Origin of the sequence: Candidatus Pelagibacter ubique HTCC8051, from assembly GCF_000472605.1 — a bacterium.
GTDB classification, from domain to species: Bacteria; Pseudomonadota; Alphaproteobacteria; order Pelagibacterales; family Pelagibacteraceae; genus Pelagibacter; species Pelagibacter communis_B.
Genome location: NZ_KI421440.1, coordinates 329,865 through 346,908 on the forward strand (window position 1 = coordinate 329,865; position 17,044 = coordinate 346,908).

Consider the following 17,044-nt stretch of genomic DNA (forward strand, 5'->3'; position numbering starts at 1 on the left):
GATTGATTGGTTCATTTAATGTTTTTTGTATTTATAAAATTTTGTTTATTCTAGTGCCTTATCTTTAACAAATTCCAAGATATAATGGAAATAAAATGAATAAAATTCTCAAAAATACTCTATTTGTATTGTTATCTTTTCTTTTATTATTGGGAATTTTGATATTTGGAATTTTATGGTCTTATTCAAACAATATTCCTGATTATAGATTTCTTAAAAGCTATAAGCCACCTGTATCTAGTAAAGTTTATTCAGGCAATGGAGATCTTGTTGCAGACTTTTCGAAAGAAAAAAGGATATTTATTCCATTTAACTCAATTCCAAAAAATGTAATTAACTCATTTTTATCATCAGAAGATAAAAATTTCTTTTCTCATCCTGGAGTTGATGCAAAAGGAGTTTTAAGAGCTGTGATTAATAATATTTCTAATATAATTTCATCAAAAAGACTTGAGGGTGCCTCAACAATTACTCAACAAGTAGCTAAGAATTTTTTATTAACTAACGAGGTAAGTCTTAATCGAAAAATAAAAGAGGCTATTTTAGCATTTAGAATAGAAAGAGCATTATCTAAACAGAGAATTTTAGAACTATATTTAAATCAAATTTATCTTGGAAGTGGAGCATATGGTGTAGCTGCAGCAAGTTTAAAATATTTTGACAAATCTATTCAAGATTTAGATTATAGTGAGGCTGCTTTATTGGCAGCTCTTCCTAAAGCACCAAGTAAATATAATCCTTATCGAGATATCGAGCTAGCAAAATTTAGAAGAGATTTGGTTTTAAATAATTTATTTGAAAACAAATATATAGATTTTGAAGAATATAATTATCTCAAGGATAAAAAAATTATACTTAATAGAAATAAAAAAGTTTTTTCAGAAGATGCTCAATATTATATTGAGGATGTTCGTAAAAGTGTAATTGATACTTTAACTTATGATAAAGTTTACAAACAAGGATTTAATATTAATACACCAATTAATTTAGAATTTCAAAAGATAGCAACTAAGTCACTTAGAGATGGACTATTATCTTATGATAAAAGAAAAGGATGGAGAGGAGCACTTGCTAACAAAAAATATTCTAATAATTGGAATAAAGATATTAATAAATTTTATTTAGAAGATTCAATTGGTTGGGAATTAGCAATTGTTAAAAAATTAGATAAATTTTCAGCAAGTATTGAGACTGAAAATAAATCCAATGGAAAAATAGAATATAAAAATATTTCTTGGACAAAAAAAGAATTTAATCAATTATTAAAAGTAGGCGATATAATTTATGTAAAAAAAATAAGTGATAGAAATTACAGTTTAAAACAACTGCCGAAAGTTAATGGAGGAATAGTTGTTATGGACCCTTATACAGGTCGAGTGTTAGCTTTAAGTGGTGGCTTTAGTTTCAAAAAAAGTGAATTTAACCGAGTAACTCAAGCACTAAGACAACCTGGTTCAGCCTTTAAGCCATTTGTTTATGCTTTAGCACTTGAAAATAAATATACCCCAACATCCTTAATTTTAGATGCTCCAATTGTTTTGGATCAAGGAGAAGATCTTAAAATGTGGAAACCTGAAAATTACGGAAAAAAATTTTATGGCCCATCAACTTTGAGAGTTGGGTTAGAAAAATCAAGAAATTTGATGACAGTAAGAATTGCTCAAGATTTGGGTATCAAAAAAATAATAAATTTTTCAGAAAATTTAGGCATATATGATAATCCCGAAGAACTTTTATCTATCTCGCTTGGATCGGCTGAAACAACATTATTAAAACTAACTTCAGCTTACTCAGTTTTTGTTAATGGAGGTAAATTAGTTGATCCAATTTTAATTGATAGAATTCAAGATAGTGAAGGAAAAACTATTTTTAATAATAGTAAAAGAAAATGTGTTAATTGTGATGAAATATCTTATTTAGGTAAAGATTATCCAATTATAAAAGATAATTATAAAAAAATTTTTTCTCCTCAGACATCATATCAAATAACAACAATACTTGAGGGAGTAGTTCAAAGAGGAACAGCTAAAAAATTAAGAGATCTTGAATTAAATATTGCTGGTAAAACTGGTACAACTAACAAAAATACCGATACATGGTTTGTTGGATACACATCCAATCTTTTGATAGGAGTTTATGTTGGTTTAGATAATCCTTCACCATTAGGTAGATATGAAACTGGCTCAAAAACAGCTTTACCTATTTTTAAGGATTTTGTTAAAAAAATAGTTAATAAATCTGATGCAAGACCTTTTAAAGTAGCAGAGGGAACAGTAATGATGGTAGTTGATCCAAATACTGGTCAAAAAGCAAAATTTAATTCTAAAAACACTATTATTGAAGTTTATAAAAAACAAAATGTGATTGATGGAAAAGTTTTATACTCAAATAATGATAGATTAGATGCAAATAATATATTAAAATTTTATTAATGGATAATAAATTTCAAGATTACAAAAAAGAAATTGAGAAGATCAATTCCAGTGTTAAGGAGTATCTTTGAAACAAATAATATTCATTCAAAACTTGAAGTATTAAACGCTAAAATGTTAGAAGCTAACTTCTGGCAAGATAAAGAAAATTCAAAAAAACTAATTAAAGAAAAAAAACTATTTGAAGATCTATTAAAAACTTACAAGTTTACAATTGAGAAGCTTTCAGATTTAGAGGATTTAAGCGAGTTAGCTTTAGAAGAAAAAAATGAGACTGTACAAAAAGAAGTACTATCAAATATTAAAGAACTCAGAACTCTGGTAAAAAAAAATGAAGTTAAATGTTTTTTATCAAATGAGGCAGACTCTCTTGACTGTTATATAGAAATACATGCAGGCGCAGGTGGTACAGAAAGTCAAGATTGGGCAGAAATGTTAAGAAGAATGTATTTAAAATGGGCAGATCAAAAAAAATTTAAATCAAACTTGATTAGCGAACATAAAGGAGATGAGGCTGGTATTAAATCGTCAACAATAAAAATTGAAGGTGATTATGTGTTTGGTTGGCTTAAAAAAGAGTCTGGTATTCATAGATTAGTTAGAATATCTCCATTTGACTCTGGAGCAAGACGTCATACAAGTTTTGCAAGTATATGGGTGTATCCAGTGGTTGATGAGAATATCAATATCGAAATTATTGAAAAAGATTTAAGGATTGATACTTATCGATCTAGTGGAGCAGGCGGCCAACATGTAAACACGACAGATAGTGCTGTAAGAATTACTCACATACCATCTAAAATTGTTGTTCAATGTCAAAATGAGAGATCTCAACATAAAAATAAAGAAACATGTATGAACATGTTGAAAGCAAGGCTATATGATTATGAAATTAAAAAAAAAGAACAAGAAAATCAAAACACAGAAAACTCAAAATCTGAAATTGGATGGGGTCATCAAATAAGATCATATGTTTTGCAGCCGTATAGACTAGTAAAAGATAATAGAACAAATTTTGAAAGCACAAGTCCGGATAAAGTTTTAGATGGAGATATAGATGAATTTTTAGAACAATCTTTATATCAAATTAAATGAGTAAAAAAATTTTAAAATACATATCTACAATAATTGGGTTTTTTATTTTATTAATAATTTATTTGAGCACTGTTGGTATTGAGACAGAAAAATTTAACAAACAAATACAGGATCTTGTACAACAAAAAAATGATAAAATTGATATTGGTTTAAAAAAAATAAATCTTACCCTAGATCCATTAAATTTTAAGATTAATGCAAAGACAATAGACGCTAAAATAAATTTAAAAGGTCGGTCGATTGAGCTAGAACATATTAAGTCAAAAATATCGATAAATTCATTAATCAAAAATCAACTAGTTGAATCTCAAGTGGAAATTTCAACTAAATCAATTTTACTTAAAGATTTCGTGACATTTGTAAGATCAATAAATAATAGACCTGAGTTATTTTTATTAGAACAATTTATAAAGAGAGGTAATTTAATTGCTGAATTAAAATTTAATTTTGATGAATTTGGTAAGCTCAAAGAAGATTATAAAGTAAATGGGTTACTTAGAGACGGTAAAATTAGTTTACGTAAAAAAAATCAATTAGAAAAAATAAACTTTCTTTTTAATATCACTGGAAATGATTTTAGTTTTAAAGATATTAGCTTTAATACAAATAATATTAATTTTTTATCAGAAAGAATAAACGTAAAAAAAGATAAAAAAGACTATTTTTTTAGAGGGAATATAAAAAATAAAAATTCTCTTTTAGATGATGAGTTACTTCAAATAATAAAATTAAAATATCCTCAATTTGACCTAATAAAAACAAACTTTGAGTCAGATAATGATTTTTCATTCAATATTAATAACAAGTTTAAAGTAAAGAATTTAGCAATTAACTCAAATATTTTAATTGATGGTTCTCAGATTAAAAAAAACAATTTAATTAGTAAAAATTTCATCAAAATTAATGATCTAATTGAACTAAAAGATCACAAGATAAAAGCATCTTATTCTAAAAATAAATTATCAATCAAAGGAAAGGGGAAATTTAAAATTCAAAATAAATTTGAGATTATTGATTATCAAATGACAAATACTCGTTCTGATTTTAGTTTAGTGTCAAATTTTGATCTAAGTGAATTAGATATCAAAAATCAAAAATTAATAAAAGTATATTTGCCCAAAACAAAAGATATCTTAAATCTAAAAGATCATAAAATTAAATTGAATTATAAAGATGACACCCTATCATTTAAGGGTACGGGTCAAATTAAATTAGAGAAAGAATTAAATAAAATAGAATATTTTTTTTCAACAAAAGATAAAGTGTATAATTTTGAAACTGATTTAGCAATTAATGACACACCTATAAAAATTGATTTTATTAATTATAAAAAAGATAAAAACTTAAATTCTCAATTAAAAATTAATGGAAAATATACTAAAAAATTTGGATTTGATTTTAAAAAAATTAGACTTTTATCAAAAAATAATAATTTTATAATTAATGATTTAACAATTAACAAAAAAAATAAAATAATAAAAGTAGATAAAATCGACTTAGATTATTTTGATAGAAGTGATAAGAAAAATAAATTTGCGCTTAGAAGAATTAAAAAAAATAATTATGAATTAAATGGTTCATTATTAAATGCTAATAGCCTGATTACAAAATTATTAAAAAGTAAAGAAGATCAAAAAATAGATATTTTTAAAGAAAATGTAGATATGACACTTAATATTTTAAATGTTTATCTTGATAATGATAATGTTGTTAAAAATCTAAATGGTAAACTTCGAATAGTGGATAATAAAGTAAATCAAGCTAAAATTTCAGCACTGTTTGATGCTAATAAGAATTTAACATTTTCAATAAACACAAAAGATGGTGAAAAAATTACTACACTTTATTCATCTAATGCTAAACCTTTGGTAAACAGATATAAATTTATTAAAGGTTTTGAGGGTAGTGATGAAGGATATTTAGATTTTTATTCTTCAAAAAAGAACGGTATTTCAAATTCAAAACTGATTATAGACAATTTCAAAGTCAAAGAAATTCCAGCATTGGCAAAGTTACTGGCTCTTGCCTCTCTTCAAGGAATAGCAGATTTACTGACTGGAGAGGGTATTAGATTTTCAGATTTTGAAATGAATTTTACAAAAAAGAATAAACTTATGACAATTCAAGAATTGTACGCAATTGGACCGGCAATATCTATTTTAATTGAGGGTTATATTGAAGAAGATAATATCATTAGTCTAAGAGGCACGCTAGTTCCAGCGACCACAATTAATAGAACCATTGCCTCAATTCCTTTAATTGGAGATCTGCTTATTGGGAAGAAAGTTGGTGATGGCGTTTTTGGGGTAAGTTTTAAAGTAAAGGGACCTCCAAAAAAACTTGAAACAACTGTAAATCCAATAAAAACATTAACTCCAAGATTTATAACTAGAACTCTGGAAAAAATAAAAAAAAACTAATCTAATTGAATTTTTAAGTGTCTTTTTTTACCAATAGAAAGTTTAAGGTAATTTTCATTAAAAAATTCATTTGTAATAATTAAGTTCTCATCAGATATTACTTTATCATCAATTTTTATTGCATTACCTTTAATTAATCTTCTTATTTCACTTTTAGATTTTTCTAATTTAGAAAGTATAATTAGGTCAATTATATCTAATTTATCATCAATAATTTTTGATTTAATCTTGATAAAAGGTAAACTTGATCCTAGTGAATTACCAGAAAATGCTTCTTTTGCTGCTTGCTCAGAATTTTTAGCAGCATCTTCACCATGAAGCATAGAGGTTGTTTTATTGGCTAAAAGTATCTTTAAATCATTAATATGATTATTTTCAATTTTTTTAATTTCTTCTATTTCCATATCAGTGAAATTTTTTAAAAATTTTAAAACATCTCTATCATCTGTATTTCTCCAAAATTGCCAATACTCATAAGCTGATAAAAATTTTTCATCCAACCAAATTGCTCCATTTTCAGATTTTCCCATTTTAGCTCCTGAGGCAAGAGTAATTAAAGGTGTTGTAAGACCATAAGTCTGTTTATTTGAATATCTTTTAATCAGATCAACGCCGTTGACAATATTTCCCCATTGATCTGAGCCCCCAATTTGTAAAACACAGTTTTCTTTTTTACTAAGCTCTAAAAAATCATAAGCCTGTAAAATCATGTAGTTAAATTCCATATAGCTCAAAGATTGTTCTCTATCTAATCTTAATTTTACACTATCAAAAGTTAACATTTTATTAATTGTAAAATGTTTACCTATGTCTCGCAGAAAAGAGATATAATTTAAATTTTTAAGCCATGTATAATTATTTACAAATATGGGTTTTGTTTCTGGGTTATCATTATCTAAAAATTTTTTAAGTATATTCTTTATATTTTTAATATTTTTTTCAATTTCATCTTCGCTTAAAATTTTTCTTGTTTTGTCTTTTCCTGAAGGGTCACCAATTCTTGTCGTACCACCACCCAGTAATACAATTGGTCTATGACCATTTTTTTGTAATAATCTAAGACACATTATTTGTAACAAGCTACCGACGTGCAAGCTTTCTGCCGTACAATCAAATCCAATGTAACCTTTAATTCTTTCCTTATCCATTAAACTGGACAAATCTTCTTCATTTGTGCACTGATAGAAGAAGCCTCTATCTTTAAATTCTTTTAAAAATTTATTCATAAGCTTATAGTTACACAATATACAAATTTTTATTAAAAAGAATAACAATGAAAAATAAATTATATACAGCTATCGGATTAATGAGTGGAACTTCAATGGATGGAGTGGATGTATCAATAATTAAATCAGATGGATTTAATCAATTTATCAATGTTTTAGATGAATATTTTGAATATAATGAAAATTTACACCAGCAATTAATTGAAATAAGAAATTTAATTTTAAGTATCAATGATTTGAAGCTTTACTCCTCTAAATTAATCGATCTTGAGAGAGAAATTACTATATTTCATAGCAAAATTGTCAGCGATATAGCTTTAAGGTATCAAGATGAGATAGATTTTGTTGGTTTTCATGGGCAAACAATTTTCCATAGCCCCACACACAAAGTTTCAAAACAATTAGGTGATGGAAAACTAATGTCTCAATTAGTCAGAAAAAAAGTTATTTATGATTTCAGACAAGAAGATATGTTGAATGAAGGCCAAGGAGCACCATTAACACCTATTTTTCATTACTTATTATCTAAAAATATAAATGAAAAATTCCAAATAAATTATCCTATTTGTTTTCTTAATATTGGAGGGATTTCAAATATTACTAAAATTATTGATGATGATGAAAAATTAGAAGAAAACTTAGAGGCTTTTGACTCAGGCCCAGGCAATTGTATGATTGATGAGTGGGTAAGAAAAAATTCAAAAAATAATTTTGATCATAGTGGTTCAATCGCAAAATCTGGTAAAATTAATCAATTAATTTTGAATCAAGCAATTGATAATTTCAAAATAGATAGTTTTGATAAATCTTTAGATGTAAAAGATTTTGATATTTCATTTTTAAGAGGACTGTCTTTGGAAGATGGTTGTGCCACAATTACTAATTTTACTGCTTACCTAATAGCTAAAGGTATTGAACATGCTAATGGTAAAAATAAAAAGCCTTTAAAATTTTTAGTTTGTGGAGGGGGTAGAAAAAATAATATTCTTATTCAAAGTATTAAAGATTATCTATTACACCAAAAAAATATAAGTTTTAACTCTATTGATGATTATGATTTAGATGGAGATTATATCGAGTCCCAAGCATTTGGATATCTTGCAATCAGATCATTTTTAAAATTACCAATTTCATATCCAAGGTCTACAGGTTGTGTCGTGCCTACAGTTGGCGGTAAGTTAATTCAAAATTTTTAGTAAAGAGCAGTTTCTTTTTTTATGTATTTATCAAGACTTTTAATCAAAGAATCTTCTGTTTTGGAAAAAAAATGATTAGCTTCAGGTACAGATTGAAATTCAACTTTTATACCTTTTTGAGCACTCAACCTTTTATCTAGTTCAGTGATATATTCAATGGGAACTAATTCATCTTTTTTTCCATAAAGCATTAATCCAGATGTAGGACATGGTGATAAAAAAGAAAAATCATAAACATTTGGCTGAGGAGAAATTGAAATAAATCTATTTATCTCTGGTCTTCTCATTAATAATTGCATAGCTATCAATGATCCAAAAGAGAATCCTGATACCCAGCATTGTGAGTTATCAAAGTTTTCTCTTTCAAGCCAATCTAATGCAGCTGCTGCATCTGCTAGTTCACCTTGTCCATTATCAAATTCACCATCACTTTTACCAACACCTCTGAAATTTACTCTGCATACTGAAAAATCGTTATCCATAAATGCATGAAAAGTATCTACTACAACTTTATTATTCATAGTTCCTCCATATTGAGGATGAGGTTGTAACACTAGTGCAATTGGGGATGTATTTTTTTTACTTTTATAATATTTTGCTTCAAGTCTTCCAGCAGGTCCTGGAATAAATATTTCTAAAATTTTATTGTCCATAAACGATATTGATTATTATTCTCAAAAAAAAAAATACGTTTATCACAAGTGAGCGACAATATGTTAGCTTTTTTATTATAATCTATACTTGACCATTTTAGTCAGGTATGTATAAAACACCCAATTTAAAAGGGTAAAATGAAATTAACATCAAAAGGCAGATATGCCGTAATGGCATTAGTAGATCTCGCGAGGTTTGACAACATCAATCCTGTCTCACTAAGAGATATTTCTTTGCGTCAGGGAATATCACTAGATTATTTAGAGCAGATTTTTTCTAAATTAAAAAAAAATCAAATTGTACAAAGTATTCGAGGAACACAAGGTGGCTATGTTTTATCAAAAAAGCCAAATGAGATAAAACTTACAAATATTTTTCATGCAGTAGATGAAAAAGTAAAAACTGTCCAGTGTAAAAAAGAGTCAAAAAAAGGATGCAACGGAAAAGCAACTAAATGTGTTACACACAATCTTTGGGATGAGTTAGAAACTCATATCAATAGTTTTTTTGAAAAGAAAAGTTTAGAAGATTTATTAAGAAATAATAAAGATCAAAGAATTTAAATTATGGATAATAGACAAAAAGAAATAGATAATTTGAAAGATTATAAATATGGTTTTTCAACGGATATTGAAAATACAAGAGCACCAAAAGGTTTAAATGAAGATGTAATTAAATTTATTTCGAATATTAAAAAAGAGCCTCAATGGATGCTTGATTTTAGACTTAAAGCATTTGAAAGATTTAAACAGTTAAAAGAACCTGACTGGCAAAAACCAAAGTATCCAAAGATTGATTATCAAGATTTATATTATTATTCAGCACCTAAAAGTATGGATGATAAACCAAAAAGCTTAGATGAACTTGATCCGAAACTTTTAGAGACATATAAAAAACTTGGTATTCCTCTTCAAGAACAAGCAAGATTAAATGGTATAGCAGTCGATGCAGTGTTTGATTCTGTGTCTGTTGCCACAACTTTTAGAGAAGAATTATCTAAACTAGGAATTATTTTTTGCCCTATATCTGAAGCTATCCAAAACCATCCTGAGTTAGTTAAGAAATATTTAGGGTCAGTTATTCCAACAACAGATCATTTCTTTGCCACTCTAAATTCTGCAGTTTTTACTGATGGTTCATTTGCATATATACCAGAAGGTGTAAGATGCCCAATGGAACTATCTACTTACTTTAGAATTAACGCTACTAACACAGGTCAATTTGAAAGAACTTTAATTGTTGCAGATAAAGGAAGTTATGTAAGTTACTTAGAAGGTTGCACTGCACCAATGAGAGATGAAAACCAACTACATGCTGCAAACGTTGAATTGATTGCACTTGATGATGCCGAGATAAAATACTCTACAGTACAAAATTGGTATCCTGGAGATAAAGATGGAAAGGGTGGAATATACAACTTTGTAACTAAACGTGGTTTATGTAAAGGTAAAAACTCAAAAATTTCATGGACACAAGTAGAAACTGGATCAGCAATAACTTGGAAATATCCAAGTTGTATTTTAAAAGGAGACAATTCTGTTGGAGAGTTTTATTCGATTGCTATTACTAATAATCATCAAAAAGCTGACACTGGTACAAAAATGATCCATCTAGGTAAAAATACAAAAAGTAAGATTATTTCTAAGGGAATAAGTGCTGGATTTTCAGATATGACTTACAGAGGTCTTGTCGACATTTCATCTAAAGCTTCAAATTCAAATAATTATACTCAATGTGACTCATTATTAATGGGTGATAAATGTGGAGCGCATACAGTTCCATATATTAAGAATAAAAATTCTGAATCAAATATTGCTCATGAAGCTACAACCTCAAAGATAAGTGAAGAACAATTACATTATTGTCAGCAAAGAGGATTGAATGCAGAAGAGGCTGTTGGATTGATTGTGAATGGATTTTGCAAAGAGGTTTTGCAACAGTTGCCAATGGAATTTGCAGTTGAAGCCCAGAAGCTTGTGGGTATCAGTTTAGAGGGAAGTGTAGGGTAATGTTAAAAATAAATAAATTAAATGCAAAAATTGATAATAAGGAAATTTTAAAGGAATTTTCTCTCGATATAAATCCTGGAGAAGTGCACGCTATAATGGGTCCAAATGGATCTGGTAAAAGCACATTATCAAATATTTTATCAGGAAAAAAAGGCTATGAAGTTTCTGGAGAAGTTTTTTTTGAAGAAAAAGATTTATTTGAACTTGAAACAGAGGAAAGAGCTCATAAAGGTATTTTTTTAGCTTTTCAATATCCACTTGAAATTCCAGGAGTGAATACAAATATATTTTTAAAGACATCATTAAATGCAGTTAGAAAAGCAAGAGGTGAAAAAGAACTTGATGCTATAGAATTTTTAAAACTAGTTAAACAAAAATCCAAAGAGCTTAAATTTGATGAGGAGAAATTAAATAGACAATTAAATGTCGGTTTTTCAGGCGGAGAAAAAAAGAAAAATGAAATTTTACAGATGTCATTATTGGAACCAAAGTTATCAATTTTAGATGAAACAGATTCAGGATTAGATATTGATGCTTTAAAGATTGTTGCTGAAGGAGTTAATACCTTGCGAGATAAGAAAAATTCATTTTTAATTATTACTCACTATCAAAGATTACTTGATTACGTAAAACCTGATTTTGTACATGTATTGATGAATGGAAAAATTGTTAAATCTGGAGGACCAGACTTAGCATTAGAATTAGAAAAAAAAGGATACGAAAATTTTCATTAGATGAAAGAGCAATTACAAAAAGATTTTGATAATATTATTAAAAATTTGAGTTTATCTCAAAGAGATACTGAAATTAAACAATTTTACTTAGATAACTTTATAAACAAAGGTTTTCCGAATAGAAGAGATGAAAATTGGAAATTTTCAGATCTTAATCAAATAATAAAAAAAAATATTGGGGAATTAAGTTTTTATAATGATTATACATCTACTAATAAAGTTGATACTTCTGTATTTGTAGATGGACTAGAACATAATAAAATAGTTTTTATAAATGGCAGAATTGAAAAAATTGATTTTGATTATGAAAAAAAAGACCAAATAGAAATAATTGATAAGTCAGAAACTATAAATAAATTTAATAATGATAATTCTCTATCTGATTTAAATAATGCTTTTACTAACAAATCATTTAAAATAATTGTTAAAAATAGCTATCAACTTGTAAAACCGCTAATTATTTATCATATTACCAACTCTGATATTTGGTCCAAAAATATAAATTTAAGATTAGATTTTGAGTTAGGTAAAGATAGTTCTTTAAGATTAATTGACTTATATAACGATACTTCTGAAAAAAATTTTTTAAATATTTTTTATAACTTTGATCTAAAAGAAAATGCAGTTTTAAAAAATTACAAAGTAGATAAACTTGAAAATAAAAATATTAAATATTCCTTTAATAATATTGAACAAGATAAAAATAGTATTTCAGAAACATTTATTTTGTCTTCGGGATCAAATTTCTTTAAAAATGAAATTAATTGTAATTTAAAAGGGGAATATTCGTCAGCTTTTGTGAATGGCATTCTCTCTCTTAATAATGATAAACATCATGAAATTAGAACAATAATAAACCATTTAATTGAAAACACTAAAAGTTATCAATTAATTAAAAGTGTTTTAGATGATAATTCTAAATCAGTGTATCAGGGAAAAATATTTGTTAATTCAGAAGCACAAAAGACAGATGGATACCAACTAAGTAAAGCAATCTTATTAAATAAAGACTCTGAATTTAATGCTAAACCAGAATTAGAAATTTATGCAGATGATGTAAAATGTTCACATGGCTCTGCATCAGGTAGCTTAAGTGAAGACTCTATATTTTATTTAATGTCTAGAGGATTAAATTATCAGCAATCTAGAGAACTATTGATTAATGGTTTTTTACTTGATGTGGTTGAAAAGATTACCGACTCAGAAATAAAAAATTTAATTAAAAATATGATTGGAATTAAAGAATGAAAATAGATGAAATTAAAAAAGAGTTTCCTATTTTTGATGAAAAAATTCAAAATAATGATTTGGTATATTTAGATAGTGCAAACTCATCACAAAAACCGAAAGTTGTAACAGATAAAATCAATGAATTTTATACAAAACAATTTTCTAATGTAGGTAGAAGCGTTCATTATCTTGCTGTTGCTGCTACTAATTTATACGAAAATACAAGAGCTTCAGTTCAAAAATATATTAATGCAAAAGACAAGAATGAAATTGTATTTACTAAAGGTGCTACTGAAGCACTGAACTTAGTTGCTAATACTTTAGGTCAAGATTATTTGCAAGAAGGTGATGAGATACTTATTACAGAATTAGAACATCATTCTAATTATGTACCATGGCATTTTTTGAGAAAATCAAAAAATATAAAAATTAATTTTGCTGAAATTAATGAAGATTGTGAGATTACTCTAGAAGAAATTGAAAAAAAAATAACACCCAAAACAAAAATAATATCAATTACCCATTTATCAAATGTTACAGGAGCCATTTTACCTATTAAAGAAATAACTGAGTTAGCACACTCCAAAAATATAATTGTTGTTGTTGATGGTTGTCAGGGAGCGCCTCATTTAAGATTGGATATGCAAGATTTAGATTGTGATTTTTATGCGATTTCTTGTCATAAAATGTATGGTCCTACCGGCTTAGGGGTTTTGTATGGTAAAAAAAAATGGCTTGAAGAATTGCCACCATATCAAGGGGGTGGAGGAATGATCAATGAGGTAAAAAAAGATAGAATTTCCTATGGTGAATTACCCAATAAGTATGAGGCTGGCACAATGGCTACTGCACAAGTAATAGCATTTGACCAATCTATTAAATTTTTAGAGAGTGTTGGAATAGAAAATGTGATGAAACATGAGGCAGAATTAGTTGAATATGGACAAGAGTTATTACAAAAAAATAATTCTGTTAAATTAATTGGTAATCCAAAAAATAAGGGTGGCGTTTTATCTTTTACCATTGAAGGTATTCATCCACATGACGTAGCGACTATATTAGATGAAGATGGTGTGGCTATTAGGGCAGGCCATCATTGCTGTCAAATACTTCATGATAAATTAAATATTCCTGCAAGTTCTAGAGCATCAGTTGGAATTTATAATACTAAAGATGATCTTGATAAACTTAATGATGCTATAAATAACTGTAAAAAAATATTCAACTTATAATGAATTTAAAAGAATTATATCAAGAAATAATATTAGAACATGGTAAAAATCCAAGGAATCTTGGTAAGACCGATGATTTTAATAAAGATGCCAAAGGACATAATCCCTTATGCGGTGATAATGTTCATGTTTTTTTAAAACTTAATGGTCAAAAAATAGTTGAAGACATTTCTTTTGAAGGAAGTGGTTGTGCCATTTCAATGGCATCAGCATCTATAATGACTGATTTAATCAAAGGAAAAAATGAACATGAAGCTAAGGAGATTGTTGAAGATTTCTTAGGAATGATTAAAGAAAATCCAGAATTAAAATCTGAAAATTTGGAAGAAGATGAAAAAACAAAATTAATGTGTTTATCGGGTGTAAAGCAATATCCAATGAGAGTTAAATGTGCAACTTTATCATGGCACACTTTAGTGTCTGCATTCGATGATAAAAATGAGGAAGTTAAAACAGAAAATTAAAAAGATATGTCTAAAAAAGAACAGATAATTGAAGAGATTAGAAAAATTTACGATCCAGAACTGCCTGTAAATATTTATGAACTAGGCTTAATTTATGATGTTACTGTTGAAAATGAAAATTTTGCTAAAATTAAGATGACACTAACAACACCTAATTGTCCAGTAGCAGAAAGCTTACCTAAAGAAGTTAAAGAAGGTGCTATGCAAGTTGAAGGAATAGAAGATGTTGATCTTGAATTAGTTTGGGAGCCTCCTTGGAATAAAGATATGATGTCTGAAGCAGCAAAATTGGAGTTAAATTTATAATGAATCCTATAATCAAATTAAGTGATAATGCAGCTTTAAGAATTAAAGAAATCATGTCTAATGCAGAAAAAGATTCACTTGGTGTAAGAGTGTCAGTTAAAACAGGTGGTTGTGCTGGTATGTCTTATGTGATGGAATATACAAAAGAAATTAATCCTAATGATGAAGTTATTGATGACAAAGGTGTAAAAGTATTCGTTGATTCTGCTGCTATAATGTATTTGCTTGGAACTGAGATGGATTATAAAAAAGAAGAACTTTCATCATCTTTTGTATTCAATAACCCCAATGAAACTGAGCGTTGTGGGTGTGGTGAGTCTTTTAAAATAGAGTAGGACGTATTATCCTATTATTTGCATATCAGTATTGCAAATCTTGCATATCTAGTGTAAGAATCTGTTATGAATACATTTGAATTTAAAAATCTTGTTAAAACCCTTAAGAATTCTTTAAAGCAAAGAACTTTTTTCAAAGATCTTCGTAAAGAAGTAGAAACTGGTGCAAACGGTACACAGGACTACGTTGTTAAAAAAGGTGTTAACAAAGATACAATCGCAACAACTAGGCAGTAATTAATTATTAGCTACTGTAGTACATCTCAAACTCAACTGGATGAGGTGCGTGCTCAAATTTATGTATCTCTTCAAACTTAAGTGCAATGTAGGCATCTATTTGATCGTCTGTAAATACACCACCCTGAGTTAGAAACTCTCTATCTTTATCTAAACTTTCCATAGCTTCCCTTAGAGAGCCACACACAGTTGGAATAGCACTAACTTCTTCTGGTGGTAATTCATATAGATCTTTATCAAATGATTCACCTGGATGGATTTTATTTTTAATTCCATCAAGTCCAGCCATAAGCATTGCAGCAAAAGTTAGATATGGGTTTCCAGAAGCATCTGGAAATCTTATTTCACATCTTGCACCTTTTTTACTTAATGTAATTGGTATACGGCAAGATGCTGATCTATTTCTTGCAGAGTAAGCAAGAAGAACTGGAGCTTCAAAACCAGGAATTAATCTCTTGTAACTATTAGTAGTAGAGTTAGCAAAAGCATTTATTGCTTTGGCATGTTTTAAAATACCACCAATATAATGTAACGCAGTCTCTGATAAACCAGCATAAGCATCACCAGAAAATACTGGTGTTTCACCCTTCCATATAGATTGGTGAATGTGCATACCTGAACCGTTATCACCTGCAACTGGTTTTGGCATAAATGTAGCAGTTTTACCAAATGAATGAGTAACCATTTGTACAACATATTTGTACAATTGAACGTTGTCTGCTTGATCAACTAAAGTTCCAAAATACATTCCAAGTTCATGTTGGCTTGGAGCCACTTCATGGTGGTGTTTTTCAACTTTAATCCCAACTTCTTTTAAATTTTTTAAATATTCACCACGCATATCTTGTTCACTATCAACTGGTGGTACCGGGAAATAGCCACCTTTAACTGGAGGTCTGTGTCCCATGTTTCCATTTTCATAAACTTTACCAGAGTTGTAAGGACCTTCTTTACTATCCAAAACAAACCCTGTGTTGTTTGGATCATTGTTAATTCTAACATCATCAAATACAAAAAATTCAGGCTCAGGACCAAAAAATGCTTTATCACCAATACCTGATAGCTTTAAATATTCCTCAGCTTTTTTAGCAGTTCCTCTAGGGTCTCTTTCATATGAAGATTTTTTAACAGCATCTAAAATATCACAAAACAAAACGACAGTATTATGAGAGGTAAATGGATCCATTATCATTCTAGCAGTATCAGGTTTTAAAATCATGTCAGACTCATTAATAGCTTTCCAACCAGCAATAGATGAGCCATCAAAAAATACACCTTCATTTAACATTTCTTCATCAACGATTGTTGCATCCATAGTTAAATGTTGAAGTTTTCCTCTTGGGTCAGTAAATCTTAAGTCTACAAACTCTGCTTCTTTTTCTTTGATAAATTTTAAAACATTAGCTGCGCTCATTTTGTCTCCTATATAATTTAATGAGTGGTAATTAACAAAATAATCACAAAAAATATTGCT

At 28.0% G+C, this 17,044-nt stretch carries 16 protein-coding genes; 13 read left to right on the forward strand and 3 right to left on the reverse strand.

From position 1 onward, the window contains the following. The first annotated feature begins 95 nt into the window (after window positions 1–95). The 3 genes from F754_RS0101725 to F754_RS0101735 are packed head-to-tail and all read left to right on the forward strand — an operon-like array spanning window position 96 to window position 5,947. Entirely contained in the window at window positions 96–2,432 is a 2,337-nt protein-coding gene (locus tag F754_RS0101725) for a PBP1A family penicillin-binding protein (RefSeq protein WP_023648192.1), read from the forward strand. A 3-nt stretch (window positions 2,433–2,435) separates the two neighbouring features. Then, complete coding sequence (gene prfB / locus F754_RS0101730; protein ID WP_082254660.1) at window positions 2,436–3,527, forward strand: peptide chain release factor 2; 1,092 nt, start codon at window positions 2,436–2,438, stop codon at window positions 3,525–3,527. After that, window positions 3,524–5,947 (forward strand): hypothetical protein, encoded by a 2,424-nt coding sequence (locus tag F754_RS0101735; RefSeq protein WP_023648194.1) that lies wholly within the window; start codon window positions 3,524–3,526, stop codon window positions 5,945–5,947. Before prfB ends, F754_RS0101735 begins: the two co-directional genes overlap by 4 nt. On the opposite strand, the gene F754_RS0101740 is transcribed toward F754_RS0101735, so the two are convergent. Then, the gene (locus F754_RS0101740; protein WP_023648195.1) at window positions 5,944–7,173 is read right to left on the reverse strand and encodes a tyrosine--tRNA ligase; all 1,230 of its coding nucleotides are present in this window, start codon (window positions 7,171–7,173) and stop codon (window positions 5,944–5,946) included. The genes F754_RS0101735 and F754_RS0101740 overlap by 4 nt on opposite strands. A 47-nt stretch (window positions 7,174–7,220) precedes the next feature. On the opposite strand from F754_RS0101740, the gene F754_RS0101745 reads away from it, so the two are divergent. Then, the gene (locus F754_RS0101745; RefSeq protein ID WP_023648196.1) at window positions 7,221–8,369 is read left to right on the forward strand and encodes an anhydro-N-acetylmuramic acid kinase; all 1,149 of its coding nucleotides are present in this window, start codon (window positions 7,221–7,223) and stop codon (window positions 8,367–8,369) included. On the opposite strand, the gene F754_RS0101750 is transcribed toward F754_RS0101745, so the two are convergent. Continuing rightward, window positions 8,366–9,022, reverse strand: a complete 657-nt coding sequence (locus F754_RS0101750) for an alpha/beta hydrolase (protein ID WP_023648197.1) — start codon at window positions 9,020–9,022, stop codon at window positions 8,366–8,368. The genes F754_RS0101745 and F754_RS0101750 overlap by 4 nt on opposite strands. A 138-nt stretch (window positions 9,023–9,160) precedes the next feature. On the opposite strand from F754_RS0101750, the gene F754_RS0101755 reads away from it, so the two are divergent. The 9 genes from F754_RS0101755 (at window position 9,161) to F754_RS07765 (ending at window position 15,570) form a co-directional block, all read left to right on the forward strand. Beyond that, on the forward strand, window positions 9,161–9,586 hold the full coding sequence (locus F754_RS0101755; protein WP_023648198.1) for an RrF2 family transcriptional regulator: 426 nt from the start codon (window positions 9,161–9,163) through the stop codon (window positions 9,584–9,586). Window positions 9,587–9,589: 3 nt separating this feature from the next. Further along, window positions 9,590–11,032: a Fe-S cluster assembly protein SufB gene (gene sufB / locus F754_RS0101760; RefSeq protein WP_023648199.1), complete on the forward strand. Its 1,443-nt coding sequence runs from the start codon at window positions 9,590–9,592 to the stop codon at window positions 11,030–11,032. Beyond that, entirely contained in the window at window positions 11,032–11,766 is a 735-nt protein-coding gene (gene sufC, locus F754_RS0101765) for a Fe-S cluster assembly ATPase SufC (RefSeq protein WP_023648200.1), read from the forward strand. Before sufB ends, sufC begins: the two co-directional genes overlap by 1 nt. Next, on the forward strand, window positions 11,767–13,014 hold the full coding sequence (locus F754_RS0101770) for a SufD family Fe-S cluster assembly protein (protein ID WP_023648201.1): 1,248 nt from the start codon (window positions 11,767–11,769) through the stop codon (window positions 13,012–13,014). Continuing rightward, window positions 13,011–14,228, forward strand: a complete 1,218-nt coding sequence (locus F754_RS0101775) for a cysteine desulfurase (protein ID WP_023648202.1) — start codon at window positions 13,011–13,013, stop codon at window positions 14,226–14,228. The genes F754_RS0101770 and F754_RS0101775 overlap by 4 nt, the downstream gene beginning before the upstream one ends. After that, complete coding sequence (locus F754_RS0101780) at window positions 14,228–14,692, forward strand: SUF system NifU family Fe-S cluster assembly protein (RefSeq protein ID WP_023648203.1); 465 nt, start codon at window positions 14,228–14,230, stop codon at window positions 14,690–14,692. Before F754_RS0101775 ends, F754_RS0101780 begins: the two co-directional genes overlap by 1 nt. Window positions 14,693–14,698: 6 nt before the next feature. After that, window positions 14,699–14,998: an SUF system Fe-S cluster assembly protein gene (locus F754_RS0101785; protein ID WP_023648204.1), complete on the forward strand. Its 300-nt coding sequence runs from the start codon at window positions 14,699–14,701 to the stop codon at window positions 14,996–14,998. Continuing rightward, window positions 14,998–15,333, forward strand: coding sequence for an iron-sulfur cluster assembly accessory protein (locus tag F754_RS0101790; RefSeq protein ID WP_023648205.1), 336 nt, complete (start codon window positions 14,998–15,000; stop codon window positions 15,331–15,333). Before F754_RS0101785 ends, F754_RS0101790 begins: the two co-directional genes overlap by 1 nt. 66 nt (window positions 15,334–15,399) lie before the next feature. Next, entirely contained in the window at window positions 15,400–15,570 is a 171-nt protein-coding gene (locus tag F754_RS07765; RefSeq protein WP_023648206.1) for a hypothetical protein, read from the forward strand. Between the two features lie 7 nt (window positions 15,571–15,577). Here F754_RS07765 and glnA read toward each other — a convergent pair whose 3' ends face one another. Beyond that, a complete protein-coding gene (glnA, locus tag F754_RS0101800) occupies window positions 15,578–16,984 on the reverse strand; it encodes a type I glutamate--ammonia ligase (protein ID WP_023648207.1) in 1,407 nt (468 codons plus the stop codon). Between the last annotated feature and the right edge of the window lie 60 nt (window positions 16,985–17,044).